19 protein-coding genes are annotated in these 22,906 nt (G+C 47.0%); 9 read left to right on the top strand and 10 right to left on the bottom strand.

Going from position 1 to position 22,906, the window contains the following annotated elements:
* Window positions 1-30: 30 nt before the first annotated feature.
* Together H8710_RS04295 and H8710_RS04290 are read right to left on the bottom strand one after the other, a co-directional pair.
* The gene (locus H8710_RS04295) at window positions 31-414 is read right to left on the bottom strand and encodes a hypothetical protein (protein ID WP_249294186.1); all 384 of its coding nucleotides are present in this window, start codon (window positions 412-414) and stop codon (window positions 31-33) included.
* A gap of 10 nt (window positions 415-424) precedes the next feature.
* The gene (locus tag H8710_RS04290; protein WP_249294185.1) at window positions 425-1,930 is read right to left on the bottom strand and encodes a phage minor head protein; all 1,506 of its coding nucleotides are present in this window, start codon (window positions 1,928-1,930) and stop codon (window positions 425-427) included.
* A 547-nt stretch (window positions 1,931-2,477) separates the two neighbouring features.
* On the opposite strand from H8710_RS04290, the gene H8710_RS04285 reads away from it, so the two are divergent.
* The 4 genes from H8710_RS04285 to H8710_RS04270 all read left to right on the top strand — a co-directional run bounded on the left by H8710_RS04285 (window position 2,478) and on the right by H8710_RS04270 (window position 7,287).
* A complete protein-coding gene (locus H8710_RS04285) occupies window positions 2,478-3,002 on the top strand; it encodes an RNA polymerase sigma factor (RefSeq protein ID WP_249294184.1) in 525 nt (174 codons plus the stop codon).
* A complete protein-coding gene (locus tag H8710_RS04280) occupies window positions 2,965-4,257 on the top strand; it encodes a hypothetical protein (protein WP_249294183.1) in 1,293 nt (430 codons plus the stop codon). Before H8710_RS04285 ends, H8710_RS04280 begins: the two co-directional genes overlap by 38 nt.
* Before the next feature lie 171 nt (window positions 4,258-4,428).
* The gene (locus H8710_RS04275) at window positions 4,429-5,433 is read left to right on the top strand and encodes a Tim44 domain-containing protein (protein ID WP_283242764.1); all 1,005 of its coding nucleotides are present in this window, start codon (window positions 4,429-4,431) and stop codon (window positions 5,431-5,433) included.
* A gap of 405 nt (window positions 5,434-5,838) precedes the next feature.
* A complete protein-coding gene (locus H8710_RS04270; protein ID WP_249294181.1) occupies window positions 5,839-7,287 on the top strand; it encodes a phospholipase D-like domain-containing protein in 1,449 nt (482 codons plus the stop codon).
* A gap of 37 nt (window positions 7,288-7,324) precedes the next feature.
* On the opposite strand, the gene H8710_RS04265 is transcribed toward H8710_RS04270, so the two are convergent.
* From H8710_RS04265 to H8710_RS04255, 3 genes are all read right to left on the bottom strand, one after another.
* Window positions 7,325-7,609, bottom strand: a complete 285-nt coding sequence (locus H8710_RS04265; RefSeq protein ID WP_249294180.1) for a hypothetical protein — start codon at window positions 7,607-7,609, stop codon at window positions 7,325-7,327.
* A 139-nt stretch (window positions 7,610-7,748) separates the two neighbouring features.
* Complete coding sequence (locus tag H8710_RS04260) at window positions 7,749-7,925, bottom strand: ribbon-helix-helix domain-containing protein (RefSeq protein WP_249294179.1); 177 nt, start codon at window positions 7,923-7,925, stop codon at window positions 7,749-7,751.
* Window positions 7,926-8,454: 529 nt separating this feature from the next.
* The gene (locus tag H8710_RS04255) at window positions 8,455-9,762 is read right to left on the bottom strand and encodes an alpha-amylase family glycosyl hydrolase (RefSeq protein WP_249294178.1); all 1,308 of its coding nucleotides are present in this window, start codon (window positions 9,760-9,762) and stop codon (window positions 8,455-8,457) included.
* A gap of 274 nt (window positions 9,763-10,036) precedes the next feature.
* Between H8710_RS04255 and H8710_RS04250 the strand changes: the two genes are divergently transcribed.
* The 3 genes from H8710_RS04250 to H8710_RS04240 are packed head-to-tail and all read left to right on the top strand — an operon-like array spanning window position 10,037 to window position 12,383.
* The gene (locus H8710_RS04250) at window positions 10,037-11,314 is read left to right on the top strand and encodes a competence/damage-inducible protein A (protein WP_249294177.1); all 1,278 of its coding nucleotides are present in this window, start codon (window positions 10,037-10,039) and stop codon (window positions 11,312-11,314) included.
* Window positions 11,311-12,198, top strand: coding sequence for an aminoglycoside 6-adenylyltransferase (locus H8710_RS04245; RefSeq protein WP_249294176.1), 888 nt, complete (start codon window positions 11,311-11,313; stop codon window positions 12,196-12,198). The genes H8710_RS04250 and H8710_RS04245 overlap by 4 nt, the downstream gene beginning before the upstream one ends.
* Window positions 12,195-12,383, top strand: coding sequence for a hypothetical protein (locus tag H8710_RS04240; RefSeq protein WP_249294175.1), 189 nt, complete (start codon window positions 12,195-12,197; stop codon window positions 12,381-12,383). Before H8710_RS04245 ends, H8710_RS04240 begins: the two co-directional genes overlap by 4 nt.
* A 5-nt stretch (window positions 12,384-12,388) precedes the next feature.
* Here H8710_RS04240 and H8710_RS04235 read toward each other — a convergent pair whose 3' ends face one another.
* Complete coding sequence (locus H8710_RS04235; protein WP_249294174.1) at window positions 12,389-12,655, bottom strand: DUF6809 family protein; 267 nt, start codon at window positions 12,653-12,655, stop codon at window positions 12,389-12,391.
* 509 nt (window positions 12,656-13,164) lie between these two features.
* Between H8710_RS04235 and H8710_RS04230 the strand changes: the two genes are divergently transcribed.
* Both H8710_RS04230 and H8710_RS04225 read left to right on the top strand, forming a co-directional pair.
* Complete coding sequence (locus H8710_RS04230) at window positions 13,165-15,741, top strand: heavy metal translocating P-type ATPase (protein ID WP_249294173.1); 2,577 nt, start codon at window positions 13,165-13,167, stop codon at window positions 15,739-15,741.
* Between the two features lie 25 nt (window positions 15,742-15,766).
* On the top strand, window positions 15,767-16,030 hold the full coding sequence (locus tag H8710_RS04225) for a metal-sensing transcriptional repressor (protein WP_249294172.1): 264 nt from the start codon (window positions 15,767-15,769) through the stop codon (window positions 16,028-16,030).
* A gap of 228 nt (window positions 16,031-16,258) precedes the next feature.
* On the opposite strand, the gene H8710_RS04220 is transcribed toward H8710_RS04225, so the two are convergent.
* The 4 genes from H8710_RS04220 to H8710_RS04205 form a co-directional block, all read right to left on the bottom strand.
* Window positions 16,259-18,034, bottom strand: coding sequence for an ABC transporter ATP-binding protein (locus tag H8710_RS04220; protein ID WP_249294171.1), 1,776 nt, complete (start codon window positions 18,032-18,034; stop codon window positions 16,259-16,261).
* Window positions 18,031-19,839 carry an ABC transporter ATP-binding protein gene (locus H8710_RS04215; protein ID WP_249294170.1) on the bottom strand — a complete coding sequence of 603 codons (1,809 nt, stop codon included), beginning with the start codon at window positions 19,837-19,839 and terminating at the stop codon, window positions 18,031-18,033. Before H8710_RS04215 ends, H8710_RS04220 begins: the two co-directional genes overlap by 4 nt.
* A 333-nt stretch (window positions 19,840-20,172) precedes the next feature.
* Window positions 20,173-20,991 (bottom strand): hypothetical protein, encoded by an 819-nt coding sequence (locus tag H8710_RS04210; RefSeq protein ID WP_249294169.1) that lies wholly within the window; start codon window positions 20,989-20,991, stop codon window positions 20,173-20,175.
* Window positions 20,992-20,999: 8 nt separating this feature from the next.
* A complete protein-coding gene (locus tag H8710_RS04205; RefSeq protein WP_249294168.1) occupies window positions 21,000-22,790 on the bottom strand; it encodes a S8 family serine peptidase in 1,791 nt (596 codons plus the stop codon).
* Between the last annotated feature and the right edge of the window lie 116 nt (window positions 22,791-22,906).

The following is a 22,906-nucleotide window of genomic DNA, read 5'->3' as shown; positions in this document are numbered from 1 at the left end:
CAACATAGCTGCTTGTATTTTTTGAAATAATCAGTTATAGATCACTAAAATTTCGCTACAATTACTTCTCTGGTCAAATTCAGACTGTATACTACCCCATATATATTGATTTTTTACTTCAATATTATTTTGATTGAGTATTTTGTCATGAAGTAATTTTCTTTCAACCTCATCTTCATACGAAAAATCTACATCAACACACACCAAACTAACTGCATAAATTATTTTATTTCGGAAGAAAAAATGTATGAGGTATTTATGGCTGTCAATTTCAAAAATATTCTTGAGGTATATTGCCTTTATGGCATCCTGATTATCATAATACTTTGAACGGCTAAATTCCTCAAAAGTGTATCCTGGTTTAAATACCAGGTCTTTACTTGCTATAAGTTCTCCTGTTTTTAAATTAATCATCGTTTTTCTCCTAATATAACGTAATGGTTTCAACGGGTTTTAAATACCCTTTTTGGATCAGTTCGTGAATATTGGGAATAAATATTTGTGGCAACCCTCCGTTTCCAAATTGTGGATTTGCTTTTACTATGCCATAAGCTGCTTCAATATCTATCATAGCTTTGTATCCTTGCATATTTTTTCTATAGCCATAAATAGGATGTTTTTCAACTTGCAATCCTTCAAATAATTTAGTAGCATTTTTTCCAGATTCATCAATTGCCTGTTTAGTTGTAAAATAACCGGATCCATTCGGTTCTCCTCTATATAAAACAACTTCTTTTTCCACAATTATATCTTGATATTCATCAATCCCGGGATAGTTTCCCTTCCCTTGCCAACTTTTTGCTATTTGTGATGGAGATACTGAACCACTTTTTACGACCTTAGTATCGTCTACAGTTTGCGCCGCATCATCCACATCATCCAGCGCTTCATAGCCCCCGGCGCTTCCTCGTTTCCCCTTCTCACTGTAAAGGCGCTTGACCTGCTGATAGGTTTTGTATCCCCCATACGCCGTCGCCGCCAGCCCCGCTGAGTCCAGCCAGTGCTGCAAGGACAGCGGTTCTTCGGGAAACAGCGCGCCTTTGATGACGTCGAACAACCCCAGCGTCAGCCAGTTGCCGATGTTATAAAGCGTCGGATTGTCCAGCATGGTCTGCGCTCGCGTTTCCAGCCCGTCCCAGAACCCGCTGACGATTCCTGCTGTGATCCAGTCGAGATATTGCCCGTTCTGAAGCCGCGCCAGCTGCGCCAACTGAAAGGAGTGTACCATGTCCGCCGCATCGCTGGGAATGCGCATCAACGGCTCTAACACACTGTTTTGTGACCGTTCCCCGGCATCCATCCCCAGTTGTATCCGGTCCTGCTTCATATCGCCGCCCCCGCCGATTTGCAGGGCCTGTTCGAGGGTCAGAATCGAACATCGGCAGTTTGGATGCAAGGGCGGCAGCAAATCGTTTTGGATAATTTCATCCGCCGTGTAAATGACTCCCCCTTGAGCGGAACAGCGCTCACAGGTACCATCCTGCTTGTCCACCTGGAAAACAAACCTCTGGCCTGTATCGTAAGATTGCAAAACGCCGTACCAGGCGGCCTGTGTATAAAAATCTTTGACCCGACTGTGAAATCGCTGGGCTTTGTCGGCAAAAGCCAAGGTCAGCGTGGAGATCATCTGATCCACAGTGGCTCCCCTTAAAAATCCCTGCTGCATTTTAAGGGATAACTGATCCACCGTGTTTGTGATAAACGAATCAACGCAGCTATTCAGCCCTTCTACGACTGTAGGCGGTGCCTGTGCCCCATTCATTCGGAACCGCTCGCCATATTCCTCGACAATGTCATAAAACTGCGCTTTTAAAAGCGCTTTTTTGCGGGAATGTTGACGGCTTTCCAGAAGTTCGGCTTCATGGGGGCCCTGAGGCTCCGGCAATGGGTATTTGCGCGGGATCAGCAGCCTGTTGGCGCGGAAAAGCATCTCGTCCTCGCTGTCGTCCGCCAAAAACCGGGCGTAAAACCACGCGCAGGCGACGGATATCCGCTCTTGAACCTTATTTACGTTTGCTAATAAAATTTCATCAAACAGCGCACTCAAACACATCTCTTCTTTCGTCAAAAATAAGACAAAAGAAGATAGACGCACAGTTATGTAAAGACAATGGGACACCTCCTTCATGCGGTTTTCCCCTTGACAACTTCTGCGCCATGTGTTATGCTCTAGTTGCGAAGTAGGTCATAGCAATATGGCTCAAAGTCAGGGGCTCGGGTGGAAAGCGGCAAGCTTTTTACGCGGCCTCTTTCTTTTGCCTTCGGCATCAGAATACCACTTTTTATCATTCTTGTCAACACTTTTTGAGAAAAATTGTTACGTAATGCGATTTTTCTGGAAAATACCGTTTTCTTACGCTCAATTCAATTGACACTTTTGTCGAATCATGTTATAATTTTAAACTATCAGATTTTTTGCTAATACTGTCACCTTTTTGGTTGCTCTAAAGTATTTCTCTTGAAAGGGGGTTCGCCCTATGCCGAATCAATCGTTGCGTACGAACGATTGTGTGGACGAGGTAATCGAAAAATATGCCGATATGGTATACCGACTGGCATTCTCCCGCGTGAAGAATAAAAACGACGCAGATGACATCTTTCAAGAAGTATTTCTGCGATACATAAAAAAAGAGCGGGATTTTGAAACCGAAGAACACCGCAAAGCCTGGCTCATACGGGTTACTATCAATTGCTCCAACAGTTTTTTCAGCTCCGCCTGGTCACAGAAAGTCGTCTCTATCGCAGACACGGAACCTGCCCCTTTCGAGCCCTCAGAAGAACTGGGCCTACACGAATTATTGATGGAACTGCCCGTTAAATATAGAACGGTACTTCACTTATTTTATTACGAAGATTTGCCGATCAATGAGATCAGCCGCATCCTCAAGCGAAAACCCGCCACTGTCAAGACACAGCTGATGCGGGCGCGGCAGATGCTCAAAGAAAAGCTGAAAGGAGACCTCTATGAAAACATTCCCTGTCCTGCTGAAATCAATGAATGACAGGATTCGTCCCAGCGACGAGCTTTTGGAAAATACCAAAGCGAAAATGCGCGCCGCTATTCAGACCAAAGAGGCTCCGACTAAAAAACGTCCTGTATTCCACTACAGCACGGCTTTGGCCGGGTTGGCTCTGGTCCTGGCAGGTACAACTCTTCTCCCCCACTTTAACGATAGTTTGTCAGGTCTTCCCCATTCTGGTAGCAGAGTCTCCCCCGAAGGCAATCACAGTGACTTTGTCACTGAAAAACCTTCTGGCGGGGAAGAATCTCAAGGAACGGAAGAACCCGGAGGCACCCAATCAAACCCGAATCCATCCGGTCCGAAAATGGAGCCTCCCAAAGCGGCGGTTCAGCCGCCGCTTTATCCACCGTTGCCCCCGGAATCCTCCGGCAAAAATTCCGAGGAGCAATCGGAACCGAATATTTTGAGTGACGGCAACAGTTCGGATTCCAAATTGCAGTATCCTACCCTTTTTTACAGTAAACGGCTACCCACATTGAGTGAAATTGCCCTCGTCAGCGACAGCAGCACCGCTGCATCCAGCAGCGCGCCGAGCGGCGAACATTCCTCAACTCCCAGCTCGCCATCAGACGCCCCCGTACAAAGTTCAGGCACCGAGCCACCATCCGGTGCGAACAGCGCTCCCTATTCCAGCTATGATACACCGCCGGACTCTAACGGAATGCCTGGCAATACGGCTGAATCCTCCATACCTTCCCTCAATGAACTCACCGACGGTGTGACCGCTCCAGTGGTGACGGTTGGTGACAGCACCCTGTATTTCCAGCCTATTTCCAGCATGACGGTTTCCAGCTGGACCATCACCGATCCTGAAACCGTAGAGGAAAAGCAGTGGACTGCAGAGGATGCCGTCGCCTATTTTGGCCAGGATCCTCAAAGCTTTCCTCTCCCGCAGGGTCTTAAGCTTACCTCTTCTGGTCCTTTCAGTGTTTGGTTCAACAAAGAGGGAAAACCTTATTACGACAGCGTGGGATTTGAGTTTTCAAACGGCTCTTATTCTTTGACCATTACCATGAGCAAAATCGGTATCCCCAAATTCCGTTCTATCACCATGTCAAACCGGCAAGGCAGCGTCTTGAACGGTGTTTCCATGCAAATCGGATGCAAGTCGGTAGCGGGCCAAAACGACACCTATACCGCTGAATTTGTCTCCGGCGGCATCGGATACCAAATCATATCTGGCAATCTGTCTCAGCGGGAATTTATCACACTTATCCAATCCATCACTTCCTAACAGCCTTCCCGCTGGACTGTTGCACCCCCTGTCCTTCCAGGCAGGGGGTTTTTGTATTTCAGCCGCCTTTATTCCTTGCTTTTTCCACTGATTTCTGGTAGGATAAAGATGCTTATAGCAACGGGAATAAACGCCCTTGCGAGCCTTGACAACAATATCAGGAGGTTTCCGATGAAAAAGAAGATCCTTGCACTGATTGCCTGCTGTGCACTGCTCCTCGCTGGAGCACTGGCGCCAGCGGCCTCGGCCCAGGATGCCCTCCCAGTAGATGTGGGTAACCACAACGATTACGGTGGCGGCGGCTACGGCGGAGGCGGATATGACTACGGCGGCGGAAACTATGGCGGCGGAGGTGGCGGTGGTTTCATATTTTTTGATGGAGGAGGCGGTGGAAGCTCCGACGGAGGGCCCGGCGGATGGGCAGTCGCTGTGATCGTTTTCATTGTGATTGCGGCCATCGTCATCAGCGCCAACAAGAAAAAAACAAGCGGCGGAACTGCTCCCCAATATCACCGGCCTGCTTCCGCTCCCGTCCCCCCCAACTGCGATGGAGAAATCACCGCAGCCATCCAGAAAAACGACCAGAACTTCAGCAAAGACAAATTCATCGCCTGGACCAAAGAAGTGTTCATCGCCATGCAGATGGCCTGGACCGCCCGGGACTGGTCAAAAATCCGGCCCTTCGAAAAGGAAGAGCTGTTCCGGCAACATGAAATGCAGCTGCAGGAGTACATCAACCTGGGCCGTATCAATGTTATGGAACGAATCAACGTCAACCAAGCCTGGATGGTGAACTATGAGCGGGATTCCCAATACGAAACCCTGACGGTTTACATGCAGACTCGGATGGTGGACTACATCATCGACGAAAATACCAAACAAGTACTAAAAGGCGATCCCAACCGGGACTGCTTTATGAACTACCTTCTGACTTTTATACGCAAGACCGGCGTTTTGACAAATCCGGCCACCAGCAACCACTCCACCGTGTCCTGTCCTAACTGCGGAGCCCCCTGCAAGGTGACCAGCGCCGGGGAATGCGAGTTCTGCGGCTCCATCATCACCACTGGGGAACACGATTGGGTGCTTGCGAACCTGGACAGTGTCAAACCGACTACACGGCTCCCCTGGAACGGGGTACGCATCCACGCTGAAGACTCCCCTTCTCAGCAGTAAAGTCCGCAACCGTCCACCTTGGGTGGGCGGTTGTCTTTTTCAAGCAAAAAAATCAGAGCAAATCAAACAGAAATACCTTTTTGTTCTTAACAAATTTGCCAAAATCTAACAAAAAAACTTGAATATGTTTAATGTTCATAATATAATAAAATCTGTTACAGAACTGCTGTGACGATGATGATATGCTATCATCCATATTTCTCTTCTTGAAGACCACGGGGCAAAAGTCCCGTGGTCTTCATTTTATCCAAAAATTCACTGGGGAGGGACTAGTTTTCCGTTTCTGTTCATATGATGGGATAAGTGCATCCAGCGGTGTTCATGTCAAGTTCACAGTTTAGCCGTTGTCCGTTACCAAAAGGGCGGTATCATGGATGTGTTCAAAAAGAAACGGAGTGAACAAACGTGCTCAAAAAAATTAAAACAATCATTTTTGTCCTGATCGGACTGTATCTGCTCTTCGCGGTGAGCTTTGGTATCATCCCCTACGCCATCCCCAAAGAAGTTTCGGAGGAAATGAAACCCCAATTCGATGTAAACCGCTTTTACGGCGCAGACGAACAGGGGGTCGACCGCCTGACCTTGGCGGAATCGCCTCAATCGGGTTTTGATAGCCGAATCCGTCTCATCCGGGAGGCACAGACCTCTATTGATCTGGTTTGCCACTGCGTCAAGGACGGGATCACGTCGGAGCAAATTTTCGCCGAACTGCTGGATGCCGCCGACCGGGGTGTGCAGGTCCGGGTGGTCTTAGACGGCAAAGTCGGAGGCCTCAGCGGTTCCCGGAAGGGCATCGCCTATGCTTTGAGCGCTCATCCCAACGTCCAGTATCGGGTCTACAACCCTTTCTGTTTTTACAAGCCCTGGGAGTGGAACGCCCTGCTCCACGATAAAATCCTCATCGGCGACGACCGGGTGATGATTCTGGGAGGCCGCAACATCGGCGACGCCTATTTTGCCCCCGAAGGCTACACTGGAAAAGTCACCAACGACCGGGATGTGGTGGTCTACAACACCGCGTCCGGTGCGGAACAGAGCGGCGACAGCGTTCTCTCTGACGCAAAGGCCTATTTCAACGAAATCTGGAGCTGTGAGGCGGTAAAAGAACCCTTCCCCACCCTTTCCGAAAGCCAGAAACAAAAAGCAGACGAAACGGCGGCTGAGTTAAAGGAAGTTCGCGCAGCCCTCATGACGGCGCGCCCGGAGCTTTATGGCGAGGAACCCTACGACTACGCAAACTCCACCGTCCCTGCCAAACAGCTCACCCTGATACATAATCCCCTAAACGCCGGCCCCAAGGAGCCTTGGGTAGGGGTGCAGCTCGCAAATCTGGGACTGACCGCCAAGGAATCGGTCACCATGCAAAGCCCCTACTGCACCGCCAACAAACGCCTGCTTTCGGTGATGAAAAGCATGGCCGCCACCCTGCCGGAGGTCATTTTACAGACAAACTCGGTTGCCTCTTCCCCAAACTATCCCGCTTTTTCAAATTATATCGAAAATCGGAAGAAATTTATCGATACCGGCATCACCATCCGGGAATTACAAAGTGAGGATTCCATCCACGGTAAGTCCTTTTTGATGGACGGGCGGCTATCAGCGGTAGGATCGTTCAACCTGGACGACCGGAGCATGTACATCGACACCGAAGCAATGCTCGTCATTGACAGCCCGGAGTTCTACGAGCAGCTAAAGGCGGCAATGGACAGCTACGGGAACCAGTCTCTGACGGTCTCGTCCGACAACAGCTATGAGGAAAACGCCGATGTGACGCCGCTTGAAGTGCCCTGGTGGAAACGGACGCTGATGTGGCTTGCCTCCCTCATTTCCCGGCCCTTCCAGTTCCTGATATAACGAAACCCGCCCTGCTTTGAAAGCGGGGCGGGTTGTTTTATCGGCGGATTCCCTGCCAAAGGAGGAGGTCCAGGAAGGCGGAGAGGAGCTTGCCGTCGGTAATCAGGCCGAAGTTGGGCGAATCGCCTCGCCGGTCGATTTGGAGCGCCTGCAACACGGCGATTTTGTTGTGGCGCTCCGGCTGGAGTCGGACGGCGTACTCCCAATCGTCCACATGCATGGTGACGGTGTAGAAGGCGTCCAGAGGCTGGGCGTAGGCCCTTTTGCCGAGGGAATGGCAGAAATCTTCGTACTGGGTGTGCTTTAACTGACGTATAATCATGGCAAAAATCCTTTCTTTTTTGCCAACACACTTGAAAGGTTTTGCAACGCATGGTATAATATTTACGCGGCAATTTCCTTTCGAAGTTGTTGGCGTGTAGGGAGCGGCGTGTTCTTTTGCGAGGTTGCGCCGCTTCCGTTTATTTTTTGAGGTCAACCGCAAGTTTCTTTACTCCCCGTCTTACCGCTTCCATTTTTGATACATTTTCTTGTACACTGTACTCCTCAATGATATTTTTGCACTCTTCATCGAATTTGACAGTCATCTGGTGCGGTTTGGGGTTGTCCGTTGGGCGACCCATCTTTTTTGTTCCCAATTTATCACCTCACTTTGGAACTTCATAAGTATAACACTTTAGAACTTCAAATGTCAAGAGGTTATGAAAATATTTATTCTAATACTGAAAATTTTCTACTTCTTCACCGATACCATTTTCTTTTCGTTCCGTCGCCGGGATTCCCGCCGGACTCCAACGCTTTGGCGTTGAGTCCGCAGGCGGCTTAAGGGGCTGTCTTGTCAGCCCCTTAAGAATCCGACCGCGGGGGGAGGGCTCCGCGCTTCGCTTAGAATCCTAGGTAGTCGCTACATCAAGCTTCGCTTGATGATGCCCCTACCTCCCCTCGTGCCTTTCTAGGGCTTGTAGTAAAACGGATAGGTTTTGCTTCGTCGCTTATCCGGGGCTGCGCGCTGGCGCGCTTCGCCCCGCTCTTATGTCCCCAAACCTTTTCGGAGAAATCATAGGGGGGCGATGCTTACATCGCCCCCCTACACAGAATGTTTCCGTGATGGACGTAGATCACCCGGCCCGGCTTTTTAAGCCGGGCCGGGTGATTTATTTCGCCATGTCATTCCACTTTCCAAATTGCTGCACTATAGGGCGGAAGGGTGCTTCCCCCGCCGAAATCGTGGGTCTTTCCGGTGAGCAGGTCGGTGGCCCGCCCCGTCTTTGCGTCGAAATGGGCATCGAAGGCCGAATCAGCGGCGTTAAGGGCGACTAAAATCCTTTCCCCATCTGCCTGCCGCTCAAAAATAAACTGTTCGTTTGTCAGGAGCACCTTGTTAAAATCCCCATAACAGAGGGCTTTCTCCCCTGCCTTGATTTCTGAGAGCCTGGCGATAAAATCCGTCAGTTCCGTCCAATCAGGCCCGTCAAAACTAGGCCGTAAGGCGTTGTCACCGTCCTCTTTCCGGCCCTCCGCTCCCCACTCACTGCCATAATACAGACAGGGAATACCCGGCATGGTGAACATCAGGGCGTATATGAGGGTCAAGTGGGCTTTATTGGCTAGAATCGAGGCAATTCTCGTGACATCGTGGTTGTCCACGAAGCTGAGAAGGTGCTGGCCCTTGTAGAGCGTCCACTGCTCCGGTCCGAACTGCCGCAGGAGCGAATGGGCAATCTCAAAGAGATTTTTGCTGTTAAAGGCCGAGAAAAGCCCTTTGTAGCACTCGTAGTTGGTGGCGCTGTGGAGCATCTCGCCGTTCATCAGCCGGGTGTAATCCCCGTGGAGCATTTCCCCCAGCAGGAAAAAGTCCGGTTTCAGGCCATCACAGAAGCTTCTGAGACGCCGCACAAAATTTTCGTCCAAGCTGTAGGCCACGTCCAGCCGCAGGCCGTCGATGTCAAACTCTTTGACCCAGCCCTCCACCGACTGGAGCAGGTAATCCGCCACCGCCGGGTTTTGGAGATTGAGCTTCACCAACTCGAAATGCCCTTCCCAGCCCTCGTACCAAAGGCCGTCGTTATAGTTGCTGTTGCTGCCGAAATTCAGGTAAAACCAGTCTTTGTAGGGGGAATTTTCCCGATTTTTGAGGACATCCTGAAAAGCCCAAAACCCCCGCCCCACGTGGTTGAACACACCGTCTAGCACCACTTTGATGCCGTTTTGGTGGAGCGCGTCGCAGACTTCTTTAAAGTCGCTGTTTTCCCCCAGGCGGCAGTCGAGCTTGCGGTAATCCCTGGTGTCGTAGCCGTGCCGGTCGGACTCAAACACCGGGCAAAAATAGACAGCCCCGGCATGGAGGCGCTTTAAGTGCGGGATCCACTCCAGCGCCTTTTTGATGCGGGGGACGGTGACACCGTCGTTTTCCTCCGACGCACCGCAGAAACCCAGGGGGTAAATCTGATAAAAAACTGACTCAAAAGCCCACATATATGTACATTCCTTTCTCTGGAAAACAAATTTCTTTTATGATACCACAACAACCGCCTTTTGAAAACCACCCGGCAGAAATTTACAATTGGTTTTAACTGTGGTAAAATAAATGCAGTAGAACTGCATTTATTGCTGAAGAAGCCCTTTGAGGATGAAATACCCAATTTTGCCGATGAATCGGCAAAACCGGACTTCTTACATCATAATAAATATGGTAAAATAAGGGTGTTAAATTGAGAGGAAACACATCAACCAAAAGGAGTGTTTGCATATGGCAACCAAACGCGCGGAAATCCTCTGCATCGGAACCGAAATCCTCATGGGCGACATCGTCAACACCAATGCCGCCTATATTGCCAAAGAACTGACCAATTTAGGTATCGCCATGTACCACCAGACGGTGGTGGGCGACAACCCGAAACGGCTCAAAGAAAGCCTGGAACTCGCCTTTTCCCGTTCCGATATCGTCATCACCACTGGGGGGTTAGGCCCCACCTACGATGACCTGTCCAAAGAGACCATTGCCGCTTATTTTGGACGGAAGCTCCTGATGGACGAGGAATCCCTGCAAAGTGTGATCGAATTTCATGAAAAGCTCAACATCCCCATGCCGGAAAACAACAAAAAGCAGGCCCTGATGCCGGAGGGCTCCGTCATTTTCCCCAATCCCAATGGCACTGCCCCCGGCTGCGCCATCGAGCATGACGGCAAAACTGCCATCATGCTCCCCGGCCCTCCCCGGGAGATGGCCCCCATGTTCGACCATTACGTTGTCCCCTTTCTCCTCAAGGACAGCGGCAAGGTGCTTTTGTCCCATAATCTGCACTTTTACGGCATCGGGGAATCTCTTTTGGAGACGAAACTCCACGACCTGATGGAAAAAAGCCAGAACCCCACCGTGGCGCCCTACGCCAAAACCGGCGAAGTAATGGTGCGGGTTTCCGCCATGGCCAAAGACGCCGCCGAAGCAGAGCAGATGATGGAACCGATCATCGGGGAAATCAAGGAAACAGTAGGCGAATTCCTCTACGGCATCGACGTGGGCGATTTGCAGACAGCAACGGTGCGGACGCTGAAAGCAAAGGGGCTCCGGGCCGCCACGGCGGAAAGCTGCACCGGTGGCTATGTCTCCAAGCGGCTCACCGAAGTGAACGGCTCCTCTTCCGTCTTTGAATGCGGCGTCTGCACCTACTCCAACCGAATGAAGCGGCAGCTTCTCGGCGTCAAGGAATTCACTTTACAGAAATTCTCCGCCGTCTCACCCGAAACTGCCGCCGAAATGGCGGCGGGAGTTCGGAAACTCAGCGGCGCTCACATTGGTGTGGCAGTAACCGGAAACGCCGGGCCGGAGCCGTCGGAAGGAAAACCGGTAGGGCTTGTTTACATCGCCGTGGACAGCGAATGGCACAAAGATGTTTTTGAAATGAACATCAATCGCCGGGATGAAAATCTGCGGGAAATGATCCGCTATCTGGCGTCGTCCAGAGCCATCTATATGCTGCTGAAAACAGCGGAACAGTTTCAAGGCAATAGCGAGGCAGTAAAATGAGAACCGAACAGCAGATGATGGATTTAATCCTTCGAGTCGCAGAACAAGACAGTCGGATTAGGGCGGCGTATCTCAACGGCTCCCGGACAAATCCCAATGCTCCAAAAGACAAATACCAGGATTTTGACGTGGTATACGCCGTCACTGACATTGCTCCCTTTGCCTCAGATAATGGCTGGTTGTCGGTGTTCGGCCCCCTCGCAATTATGCAGGAACCCAGTCGCATTGACCTGGCCTTCGGTCACGAGCCCGATCCCTTCCGCCGCCACACCCGTCTCATGCTTTTTGCCGACGGCAACCGCATCGACCTGACGGTCGCGGAACTGGATCTGGCTGTAGCGGAATACACAAAGGATTCCCTCACCCTGCCCCTGCTGGACAAGGACGGGATTTTGCCGCAGATTCCCCCGCCCTCCGACCGGAATTATTGGGTCAAGCGTCCGACCGAAGCTCAGTTTCAGGGCAACTGCAACGAATTTTGGTGGTGCTTAAATAACGTGGCCAAAGGTATCAACCGGGACGAGCTCCCCTACGTCATGGAGATGCTGAACGTCTATGTCCGTGAGGCGCTGATGCTGGCTCTCGACTGGTCGGTAGGCATCGAGACCAGCTTTTCGGTCTCCACCGGCAAGGCGGGCAAATTCCTGAAACTGCATCTGTCTCCGGAGCGATACGAAGCGCTGAAAAAGACCTACCCCGACGGCGATTACGCCCACATCTGGGATGCGGTTTTCGCCGCCTGTGCCCTATTCTCTGAGATTTCCCGGGAAACAGCCGCGGCCCTAGGATACCATTATCTTGTCGGCGAAGAAGTGGGGACGCTCCGCTACCTTCGGGCCATGCGGAACGAGTGGGAAGTCCTCCGAAAAGGAGAAACGCCATGACCCGGCCCCGTTCGATGTTTCTGTTGGCCGGGATGCTCGTTTTCGCTGTCTATTTCATCATCGACCGGTTCGTGGCCCCCGTTTCCAACCGGGAGGCCCTTTTGTGGATGGCGCTGGCCGCCCTGCTGATCGTCATTGGCGAAATCAAAGAGCGGAAGGCCCGGAAAGGCGGCAAAAAGGACTGAACCGCTCACTTTTCCAGCAGAACGTCCATTATCAGGCGGCTGCCCCAGAGGAAGCCGGCGGCGAAGTCGAAGCGGGCCTCCAGCGAACTCAGGCGATACCGCTCATAGCAGAGCCGCTCGTACAGTTCTTCCTGCTCGTCGGAAAAGGTTTTGTGCAGCGCAGTTTCGGCATTGGTCACATCGTGGGAAATTTTTCGGTAATCCGGAGAAGGCTCGGAGAATTCACTGGTTTGCCGCAGCAGGTCGTAAAACTGGTCGATGGTTTTGGGCATAGAATCAGCTCCTTAAATTTTTGCTTATTTTAACACAAAAGAAAAAGTATCTCAACTGCCGGTTTAATCGTTTTTTTGCAAACTGTGTCAGAAGTGAATACCAATATATCCACTTCTGAATGCATTGATATTCACTTCTGACGCATTGTTAAATTTCTATTAATAGATGGAGCAATGCGAAGCATTTGATCTTGCATCGCCCCCTACATTTTTCCGCGGAGAGGGTGTAGGGGCGGCTATCAGCCGCCCGCAGTATGCCCAGACGTAATCGAACAAACGACGGGCGGCCGATGGCCGCCCCTACGGTTTTATCGAACGCAATCCTATTAAAAAACAAAATATTCCTCCCCTGCCCCCATTTTTGTGAAAAATGGGGGCAAAATATTTGGGAATCGGGGATTGACAAAACTACACCAACGAAGTATACTATAAACAGATACCCCCCCGGGGTGTCAGTCCCCCATATACCATTTAACCGTCGCAAAACGGTTTCATCGGAAGGAGTTCCCATGAAAAAGCAGAAATTTAACGTCACTGGCATGACCTGTTCCGCCTGCTCCGCTCACGTGGAAAAAGGCGTCTCCAAAGTGGAGGGCGTGGACAACGTCAGCGTGAATTTACTCAGCAACAACATGATGGTCACCTACGACGAACAGAAAACCGACGAAAACGCCATCGTCAAGGCGGTGGAGCAGGCGGGATACGGCGCGTCGGTTCCCGGTACAGGCGCGAAAAACCCGTCGTCCTCCACCCCCGCCACAAAAGACGACGAACTGCGCGAGATGAAACGCCGGCTCATCTGGTCCATCCTTTTCACCGTCCCCCTCTTTTACGTCAGCATGGGGCACATGATGGGCTGGCCCCTCCCCGCCGTCTTTCACGGGGACGCTTCCGCCATTGTTCTGGCCTTTACCCAGTTTTTGCTGGTGCTGCCGGTTGTTTTCGTGAACTTCAAGTTCTTCCGGGTGGGCTTCAAAACCCTCTTTCGGGGCGCGCCCAACATGGATTCCCTCATCGCCATTGGCTCCACGGCGGCTATCGCTTACGGCATCATCGCTATTTACCAAATCGGGTTCGGCATGGCGGCGAGCGATATGGATCGGGTCCACCATTACGCCATGGATCTTTACTTTGAGTCGGCAGGGATGATCCTCACCCTCATCACACTGGGCAAATACCTGGAAACCCGGGCCAAGGCCAAGACCTCCGACGCCATCACCAAGCTTGTGAACCTCCGGCCCCAGACCGCCACGGTAGAACGGGACGGGCAGGAAATGGAGATTGACGTGGCTGACGTCGAGCAGGGCGACATCGTTGTCATCAAGTCGGGCCAGACCATCCCGGTGGACGGAATCGTCGTCGAAGGCGCTTCGGCGGTGGACGAATCTGCCCTCACCGGCGAGAGCATCCCAGTGGCGAAAAATCCCGGCGACAAGGTCATCGGCGCCACCATCAACAAGACGGGATTTTTGAAATTTAAGGCCACTGAGGTAGGTGACGACACCACCCTCTCCCAAATCATACGCCTCATGGAGGAGGCGGGATCTTCAAAGGCCCCCATCGCCAAACTGGCCGACAAAATCAGCTCGATTTTCGTCCCGGCGGTCATCCTCATCGCGGTTGCCGCCTTCGTCATCTGGTTATTGGTGGGCGAATCCTTTGAATTTGCCCTCAATATCGCCATTTCGGTCTTAGTCATTTCCTGTCCCTGCGCATTGGGCCTTGCAACGCCTACTGCCATCATGGTGGGCACCGGCCAGGGCGCCAAAAACGGCATCCTCATCAAGTCAGCTGAGGCGCTGGAGACCGCCCATTCTGTCGACACGGTAGTTCTCGACAAAACCGGCACCATCACCGAGGGCAAGCCTCAGGTCACCGACATTGTGGCCCTCGGCGGCTTTTCCTCCGATGGTTTGATTTCCCTTGCCGCCTCCATCGAAAAGCTGTCGGAGCACCCCCTGGCCGATGCCATCCTCGCCTACGCCCAGAAAACCGGCACGCCCCTCTCCCCCGTCGAGCAGTTTGAGACACTGAGCGGCCTGGGTGTGTCGGGAACCGTATCGGGACGGAAACTCCTTGCCGGTAACCTGCGGCTCATGGAGGAAAACGGCGTTGCTGCCGATGAAGCCCATCGGCAGGGCGAACAGTTGGCCGACGACGGCAAAACGCCTCTCTACTTCGCCGCAGATGGAAAAATCATCGGCATCGTCGCCGTTTCCGACCCCATCAAAGCCACCTCTAAGGCCGCCATCGACGAAATGCAGGCCATGGGTCTCAACGTTGTCATGCTCACCGGTGACAACAAAAAGACCGCTGCCGCCATCCAAAAGCGGTTAGGACTGAAAAACGCCATTGCCGAGGTGCTCCCTCAAGACAAGGAGTCGGAAGTCCAAAAACTCCAGAAAGCCGGGCGCAAAGTTGCCATGGTGGGCGACGGCATCAACGACGCTCCCGCTCTCGCCCGCGCCGACGTAGGCGTGGCTATCGGGGCGGGCACCGACATTGCCATCGAGTCAGCGGACGTGGTGCTTGTCAAATCCAACCTCATGGACGTGGCCACCATGATCCAGCTCTCCCGTTCGGTCATCCGTAACATCCGGGAGAATCTTTTCTGGGCACTTATCTACAACACTTTGGGCATCCCGCTGGCGGCGGGCGTATTTTTCACCGCCCTGGGCTGGAAGCTGAACCCCATGTTCGGTGCGGCGGCAATGAGCCTCAGCTCTGTCTGCGTCGTCCTGAACGCCCTTCGGCTCAAGCTCTTTAAGCCGAAGTTCAAACACTCTGTCAGCGAAAAAGCCAACCCTTCCGCGGAAACCGCGGTTCAAATTATTGAAAGCAAGGAGCCCGCTCCGGCTCCAAAGAAAGGAAGTTTTGTTATGAATAAAACCATGAAAATCGAAGGCATGTCCTGCGGCCACTGCTCCGGACGGGTGGAAAAGGCGTTAAACGCCATCGAGGGCGTTTCCGCCACCGTCGATTTGGAGGCAAAAACCGCTTCCATTTCCCTCCAAAAAGAGGTCAGCGACGACGTTCTCCGCAAAGCCGTCGAGGACGCGGGCTACGAAGTCGTTTCCATCTCCTAGCGTGAGCGAGAAAGGAACGACAGCGATGAAAGCCGACAGAACACAGGTCACCCGCCTTTTGAAAACCGCCCGGGGACAACTCGACGGCATCCTCAAAATGGTGGAGGACGACCGCTACTGCATCGACATCTCCAACCAAATCCTCGCCACCGAATCCATCCTCAAACGGGCCAACCGGGAGATTATCCGGGCCCATATGCAGGGCTGCGTCCGGGACGCCATCGAGCAGGGCGGCGGAGACGACAAAATCGAAGAAATTTTGGCAACAGTGGATAAGATGACAAAGTGATAAACGAGCCTTTCCCCGTGGGGAAAGGCTCGTTGTTATTCGGTCATATTATTTTTTGTTGGTAGTCCTTCATCGTTATTCATTTTTATTAGATAGGTTGCCGATCTCCAATGCTTTGATGGTTGGTTCACAGGTAGTATGAGAGGATTTTCTCAATTGACCTCTCACTTTTCTAAAGGATGGTAGCGTAACTCCCCATAGAAATGTATGGAGAACTTTGCTCTTCATTTATTTTACATAGTTTTGGGCCTGTAAGTTCCACATACGAGAATATTCGCCTTCTAGTTTAAGCAGATCATTATGGGTTCCGTCTTGTATAATTTGCCCTTCCTTTAAAACAATGATACGATCTGCAAATCTGGCGGAGCCTAAGCGGTGTGTAATAACAACTGCAGTTTTGCCCTTAGACATATTGATAAAACGATTATATATGTCAGATTCCATAATCGGGTCAATTGCTGCAGTCGGCTCATCCAGAACGATAAACGAATGATCTCTATATTGTGCTCTAGCAATTGCAATTTGCTGCCATTGACCGCCTGATAAATCGATACCATTAAAGTCTCTGGATAGTATTACATCATTTTTCTGCAAAATTAATTCAGGAGATAAACTGGTCTGGGACAATACAGGCGTGGTATCCATATTCTTGTCGATTTGACCTATCTTAATATTTGCGTCAAGGGTAAATTTATATTTTACATAATCCTGAAATACAGTAGATAAGTATGGATAATACTCATCCGAATCTATCATAGCAGTGTCAAGACCGCCAATATGTACACTTCCATCATTCGGTTTATAAAGTCCCAACATCAATTTTGCCAAGGTGGATTTTCCTGAGCCATTCTCACCGACAATTGCTAGGACTTGCCCCTTTGGTATCTCCAATTGTATATTGCGTAGGGAGGGAGCCTGTGCATTTGGATAAGTGAAGGTGACATTACTCATCCGAATACCGCTTTCCTCTGAAAAAGTATCATGCAATTTTGTCGGATTTTTCTTGGTGATAAAATTCACATAATTTTTAATTGGAGCAAATATACGCACTAGACCGTAGCCAAAACCTCCGACTAAATTTTGCATTAAAGCAAAGAACGTCTGCATAGAACCATATGCTGCAACGAATAAGCCAATTGAAATATCGCCGCTCAAAATACTTGAAATTAGTAGAACCAGCATGGATACATACCCCAAGATCGTAACCAAATTTACCGATAAACTAATTTTTTCAGACTTTTTGTTACAACTAAATACCTCATGGACTAAGTCAGCTAATTGATCTAGGGCTTTTTTATTGAAAAATCCAAACGCTCCTAAATTTCTGGTTTCTTTCAAAAAAGTTTTATCAATGAGACAACTTTTATAGTATTGGTATTTCCTCTTAATAGGCGCTGTTGTATCCTGTAATTTTGTAAACAGCTTAAGTTGAGCAAACAGAGAAAAACACGCAGGTATAAATGCAAAAATAATGCTAAGCATTAATTTTGTATCTACAAATGCAAAATAAGTACCCATGAAAATAAAATAAGGAAGCACAAAGTCTATTACTCCAAAAAGATAAATGGTAAAAAGTCCACAGGATTGTGCACCTTCTTTTGCTTTTAAAATACTATTTAAATATTGCTCTTGTTCAAAGCAAATCGGCTCAGTTTTGGAAACAGCCTTGTGAAAAATATATGTAAAATTACCTTCACAAACATTTAGATACTGTTCCATTAAAAAATTGAAAGTACTATTAATAACTTGTAGCAAAAGAAGCGCAAAACCATAAAGTACAAGAATCCATATCAAAATATGAATGTAATTATGATCGTTGATTGTTTGAATAATACCATCAATCAGTTTTGCTAAGATGATTGTATTTAAGCCATTACTTAAAGCCTGTGCAATACCGAGTGCATTCACACTGATAAACAGTACAGGATGTGCTTTATATGCAATAGGTAGCAGGTGTCTTATCAATACAAAAATAGACGTCCCGCTATCACTCCTTTTTTTCATATATACCACTCCTTCTGTTTTTCGTACATGGTACGATATAACCCGTCTTCTCCAATTAGTTGTTCATGATTACCCATTTGGATAACGCGTCCCTGAGATAATACAAAAATAACATCCGCGTTTTTCACAGAACCAAGTCTATGTGAAATTAAGAGAGTAGTACTGTTTTTATGCATTTGCATGAACTGCCGATACACATAATTCTCTTGAATCGGATCCAAAGCAGCTGTGGGTTCATCCAATATTTTAAAAGGGGCTGGACTAATAGCCGTTCGAGCCATTGCCACTCTTTGCCACTCCCCGCCTGATAAATCAATACTGTCATTATCTATTTTTCCTAAACGGGTATCTAGACCTTCCGGGAGCTTTGATAAAACAGCAGTTAATCCAACCTCCTGAATAACGTTCTTGATTTTCTCCTCAAAGGCAGCATCTTCCATATGTTGTACATCACCGATTGAAATGTTTTCCATTAAACTAATCGAATACCTGGCATAGTCCTGATACTGTTCCACAAAGATTCCTTTCTTATGTGCTGGCGTTAATTGTCTGATATCCTTGCCGTTTATTAGAATTTGACCGGTAAAATCACTATATAAGCCTGTTATTAGTTTTGTAATGGTAGTCTTTCCCACACCATTTTCACCCACAAAAGCATAGTGCTTACCTTTTTCCATGTAGAACGATAAGTCTTTTAGTATTGGGTGCGTTGTGCCGGGATAACAAAACGTAACATTTTTAAACTCCAGAGAATCAAAAGGCTGATTTTTTTCAGGAACAGCCAACAGCCTTTTATCAATTTTCAGCTGTGAAAATTTAGTAAGATCTTTGGCGATTTCTCTATTTCTCGTAAAATTATATAACAGATCGGGAAGTTCCCAAGATAAACGTAAAACAAAACTTGCGAAGTAAGTAATAAGAGAGGTAAACATTCCAATTTCAATCTGCCCTCCCAAAACAGGATTCAGCAAAGAAAGCATAACAATGATCGTGAGTAAAACAGAGAGAATTCCACCGCTCCCAGATTTTAAATACCACTTTATTCTGGGTCTAAGTTCTACTTTTCTTGCAGCCTCAAAATCATTCTTATATTTTTCATTAATTGCGTCTCCATACCCGAAGAGCGTACGTTCTTTGGTGCTTTCACGTTCTGACAAAATAGTGGATAAATACTGATAAGTACGCCTCTTCTGAGTTACTTCAATCCTCGCTTCGTATGTTACGCGTCCACTTTTTATAGCAAAGTAAGCAAAAGGAATTATTAGGATGAATGCTGCCAATCCAGAAATCCAAGAATTAATAAACATAATCATAAGTGGACCAATACAAGATAAAATAAAGATTACAATATTAACTATATTTTTTAGAATATTTGTAAATAGTTCCTCTGGATTTTGGCTGATTCGATTAATTAAGTCCAGTGTTTTGGTATTTTCTATATCTTTATATTCTAAAGCTGCCACCTTATTGATAATACTCTCCTCAAGGTGGTACTGTACTTTTTGATTCATACTTGCCAATAATATATTATTAATATTGGGGCCAATTTCAATAACAATCATTAATAGAATAATGAATACTGCATATCGAATTGCAGATGGAAGCACACTTGGCTCACCGACAATTTTCAATGCGTAATTGATAAATTGAGCGTTAACTAAAATGGTGAAAATTGGCACAATGCCTAAAATAAAATTAAAAAATAAGTAGAATGATGTTTTTATGGGAGAGGTCCTTAAATAAGTTTTAAAAACAGTGGCAATAGTAATTCGTTGAGAAAACATTTTTTCATAATACGGATTCATAAATAATAACTCCTCGTCACCAAAGACGTACTCTAAAGTTAATAAAATGTCAATCTTTGAGGTACGATGGTTTTACTACAAACCTATGTAACTCTCGGAAGAAGATAAATATTATAAAAATTATACCAAATATGCTGTCCTTTTGCAATAAAAAAGTTAAACTTTTTTAATTTTGGAAATATTAATATATATACGATCAACATCAGTAACTATAATAGGAAGGCTATATCCTTGCTAGATGCCATTGTCCTCTTTATTATAAAAACTATCTACAGGTTCAGCATCTACTATAGTTTCATTCACCCTCTCTCTTCCCATCATAATATAACTTTTTTAAAAATAACGATCCGAATATTTGTTATATTTCGTCGGAAACACAACCTGCGGTACATGATGAAATTGGATATGAGTATTGAGTATGAATTGATAAGGTTGAGGGGCATAAAGATGAATAACGTCATTATCATGTGTCAAAAAATGTGCCGGAATACATTCAAAGCCAGGTAAACAATAATAAGAGAATGTAAATGATTTTATCTTTTGTAATCTCAAATGATAATTTGCATAATCTAAAAGTGACTCTGCTAGATAGCAAACACCCGTACTAAGTTTTGCTTTTCTGTAAATATCAAATGTCCCAGATTCAACAGGTACTTCTACTGCGTTGGTTGCCACCTGGGTGGTGGGATCAATTATATAGTAATGTGAATTATGGTAAATATAATTCATAACATGCCCAGATAAATCAGGTCTAATATAGCCTAGATACCCGACTTGCTCATAACTTCGGCTTAAAACATAATGAAACCATGCGGCAGCTGAAGCACAGCAGCCATGATTGGTTTCAAAGGCAAAACGTCCAGATTTATGTAATTCCCAATTATGTTGTCCATCATTCCAAAATACAATATCCTCATCACTAGAAAATTTTTTTATAACTTGAAATAATTGAAGTGCTTCATAAGCATTTAATTTAAGATTTTGGACTTCTTGTGCAGACTTACTTCTTGTTAAAAAAAATAATTGTTCATTCGTATAGCGGCTTTTTCCTAGCATATTGACTGGAACCCAATATAATCCCTTTGCGATTCTTGTGTAGAAAGAAGCGGCATGATTAAGGTTAATTGTATCGTAACCATCTGTAATTTTCATATTAACATCTAACATTGCGTAAAAAACTTGATGCACTCTTTGTAAAGCTTTAGAGTGCCATCATCCTCTCCGTTTATTCCACAAGAAATGTCTAATTCATTTTCTATTTCAACGGTACGTTTCACTAATTGGTCATTACTTATCATTGTTTTCAAGTTTCGCATGGCATGCCATTCGTCTTCATAACCAAATGGAAAGAGACAAACGCCCACTACGGCACAATCTACAAGGGATTCTAAAAATTTAACTGAGCGTTTTACAACTTCGATAGGGTCATGATAATTGATACACAAAACCACAGCGTCTGGTTTGATACCCAAAAGAACGTCTATTGTAGGAAGGGTATAAGAAGATAAATTGTTATAATCAACCGTACAGGCGCCGGATTGTGTTCCAGCAATAATAATGTCTGGCTCTGTCAAATCAATCTCATGCATTAAAGCATTAACATGCTCTATACTTTCTAATCCGGATAAATCAACTGTTCCATCATAACCATATGGATACACTGCATCCATCTGAAATAATTCGCCTTCTGGTTCGGTACAAAACTGCCCAACCTTAAATCCATCCGCTTGAAACAGTTCTCTTATCTTAAGCTGAAAAGTAAATTTACCTTGTTGGCTGGATGTTCCTACAACTGCCAATACAGGAGAATATGTCGTATACAACTTGCCAAATTTATTTGAGGTCTTTTTTGAACGGCTAATTTTAGGAACATAGATATTTTTCTGTAAGCTTGTAGGGAGTAGCCTTATATCTTTTTCATCAAAACAAATAATATTCTTGTCATTTTCTATACATCTCTTTATTATTTCTAGTTTATAATTCTTATTTGATTTAATAGATAGCTCCTGTGAATGCCCTAAAATTAATGAATCGAAAGAATCCCAATCACAATGATCAATATTTTGAATCTGAAAAGTTTCCTTGCCATTAGCAGAACTCACTTTTTGGCCCACTTTACCGGAGTACTTTGTGTCATAAACAGATGTGAGCTGAAAAGGCAGCATATGTTCAAAACGTATCAGACTATTCGTTTCCTTGTTTAAGGGAAATATAGCAGCTTGCTTAGGTGTTTTATATTTGCTATATTGAACCGGCTCATAGCTGAACTCCATATTACGAACTGCTTGATGCGATAAAAAAGATTCAATGTCGATAAAAGCTACTCCATCTGCCAGTAGATTACATATCTTTGCGGTAATAATGGGAGTAATAAAACTATTTCCCCGAACAATCACATAAGCGGGATCTGTCCAAGCAACCCTTTGATTGGTACTCATAGCTCCGACGTTGACCAAGCTTCCACGGACATAGATATATTCATCTATACGGGTCACTGATGTCGTGGCATCTACGCCTATTACGGAGTCATAGGCGGCTGGGAATGAAATCAACCCTGAATTGCAGAATGCAGCAACAATCTTAATATGCTTTTCTTTTAATAGACTACATACTTCCCTCAATTCCGGAAAATCCTGATGAATTCCTGCACTAATATTAATTGCGTCACACTCAATATTTTGATATATATAATTTAACGCGGAAATCAATAGAAATGGATCGGATTCCTCTTCTTTATTAAAAATATTCATTGAGATAATTTGAATATCGGTGTTAACATATTTAAGTAAAACAGAAGCAACTGCGGTTCCGTGGCCATTAACAATATGATCATCACATTCTTCCCAATTTTGTGAGTCATTCAATTTTAAATTAACAATTTCTGTGCGGTCAAACTGTGGATGATTTTTTTTAACCCCTGTATCTAGAATTACCACTTTTTGTTTATTCATAAATACCTTCCTTATAAAGCAACAGGATGGACAAGATTTTTGTCCATCCTGCCCTGTTTGGTTTACCCACTCTATACTACCTACCAGCGCAAACCACAACCTGAGAAACTAGAGCT

The sequence above is a fragment of the Fumia xinanensis genome (assembly GCF_014384905.1).
GTDB classification, from domain to species: domain Bacteria; phylum Bacillota; class Clostridia; order Oscillospirales; family Ruminococcaceae; genus Fumia; species Fumia xinanensis.
This window is presented reverse-complemented; position numbering and strand designations above follow the sequence as displayed.

Coding starts and splice junctions, on each gene's coding strand:
- H8710_RS04295 (WP_249294186.1), bottom strand. CDS start 414: ATGATTAATTTAAAAACAGGAGAACTTATAGCAAGTAAAGACCTGGTA.
- H8710_RS04290 (WP_249294185.1), bottom strand. CDS start 1,930: ATGCTTTTCCGCGCCAACAGGCTGCTGATCCCGCGCAAATACCCATTG.
- H8710_RS04285 (WP_249294184.1), top strand. CDS start 2,478: ATGCCGAATCAATCGTTGCGTACGAACGATTGTGTGGACGAGGTAATC.
- H8710_RS04280 (WP_249294183.1), top strand. CDS start 2,965: ATGAAAACATTCCCTGTCCTGCTGAAATCAATGAATGACAGGATTCGT.
- H8710_RS04275 (WP_283242764.1), top strand. CDS start 4,429: ATGAAAAAGAAGATCCTTGCACTGATTGCCTGCTGTGCACTGCTCCTC.
- H8710_RS04265 (WP_249294180.1), bottom strand. CDS start 7,609: ATGATTATACGTCAGTTAAAGCACACCCAGTACGAAGATTTCTGCCAT.
- H8710_RS04255 (WP_249294178.1), bottom strand. CDS start 9,762: ATGTGGGCTTTTGAGTCAGTTTTTTATCAGATTTACCCCCTGGGTTTC.
- H8710_RS04250 (WP_249294177.1), top strand. CDS start 10,037: ATGGCAACCAAACGCGCGGAAATCCTCTGCATCGGAACCGAAATCCTC.
- H8710_RS04245 (WP_249294176.1), top strand. CDS start 11,311: ATGAGAACCGAACAGCAGATGATGGATTTAATCCTTCGAGTCGCAGAA.
- H8710_RS04240 (WP_249294175.1), top strand. CDS start 12,195: ATGACCCGGCCCCGTTCGATGTTTCTGTTGGCCGGGATGCTCGTTTTC.
- H8710_RS04235 (WP_249294174.1), bottom strand. CDS start 12,655: ATGCCCAAAACCATCGACCAGTTTTACGACCTGCTGCGGCAAACCAGT.
- H8710_RS04230 (WP_249294173.1), top strand. CDS start 13,165: ATGAAAAAGCAGAAATTTAACGTCACTGGCATGACCTGTTCCGCCTGC.
- H8710_RS04225 (WP_249294172.1), top strand. CDS start 15,767: ATGAAAGCCGACAGAACACAGGTCACCCGCCTTTTGAAAACCGCCCGG.
- H8710_RS04220 (WP_249294171.1), bottom strand. CDS start 18,034: ATGAAAAAAAGGAGTGATAGCGGGACGTCTATTTTTGTATTGATAAGA.
- H8710_RS04215 (WP_249294170.1), bottom strand. CDS start 19,839: ATGAATCCGTATTATGAAAAAATGTTTTCTCAACGAATTACTATTGCC.
- H8710_RS04210 (WP_249294169.1), bottom strand. CDS start 20,991: ATGAAAATTACAGATGGTTACGATACAATTAACCTTAATCATGCCGCT.
- H8710_RS04205 (WP_249294168.1), bottom strand. CDS start 22,790: ATGAATAAACAAAAAGTGGTAATTCTAGATACAGGGGTTAAAAAAAAT.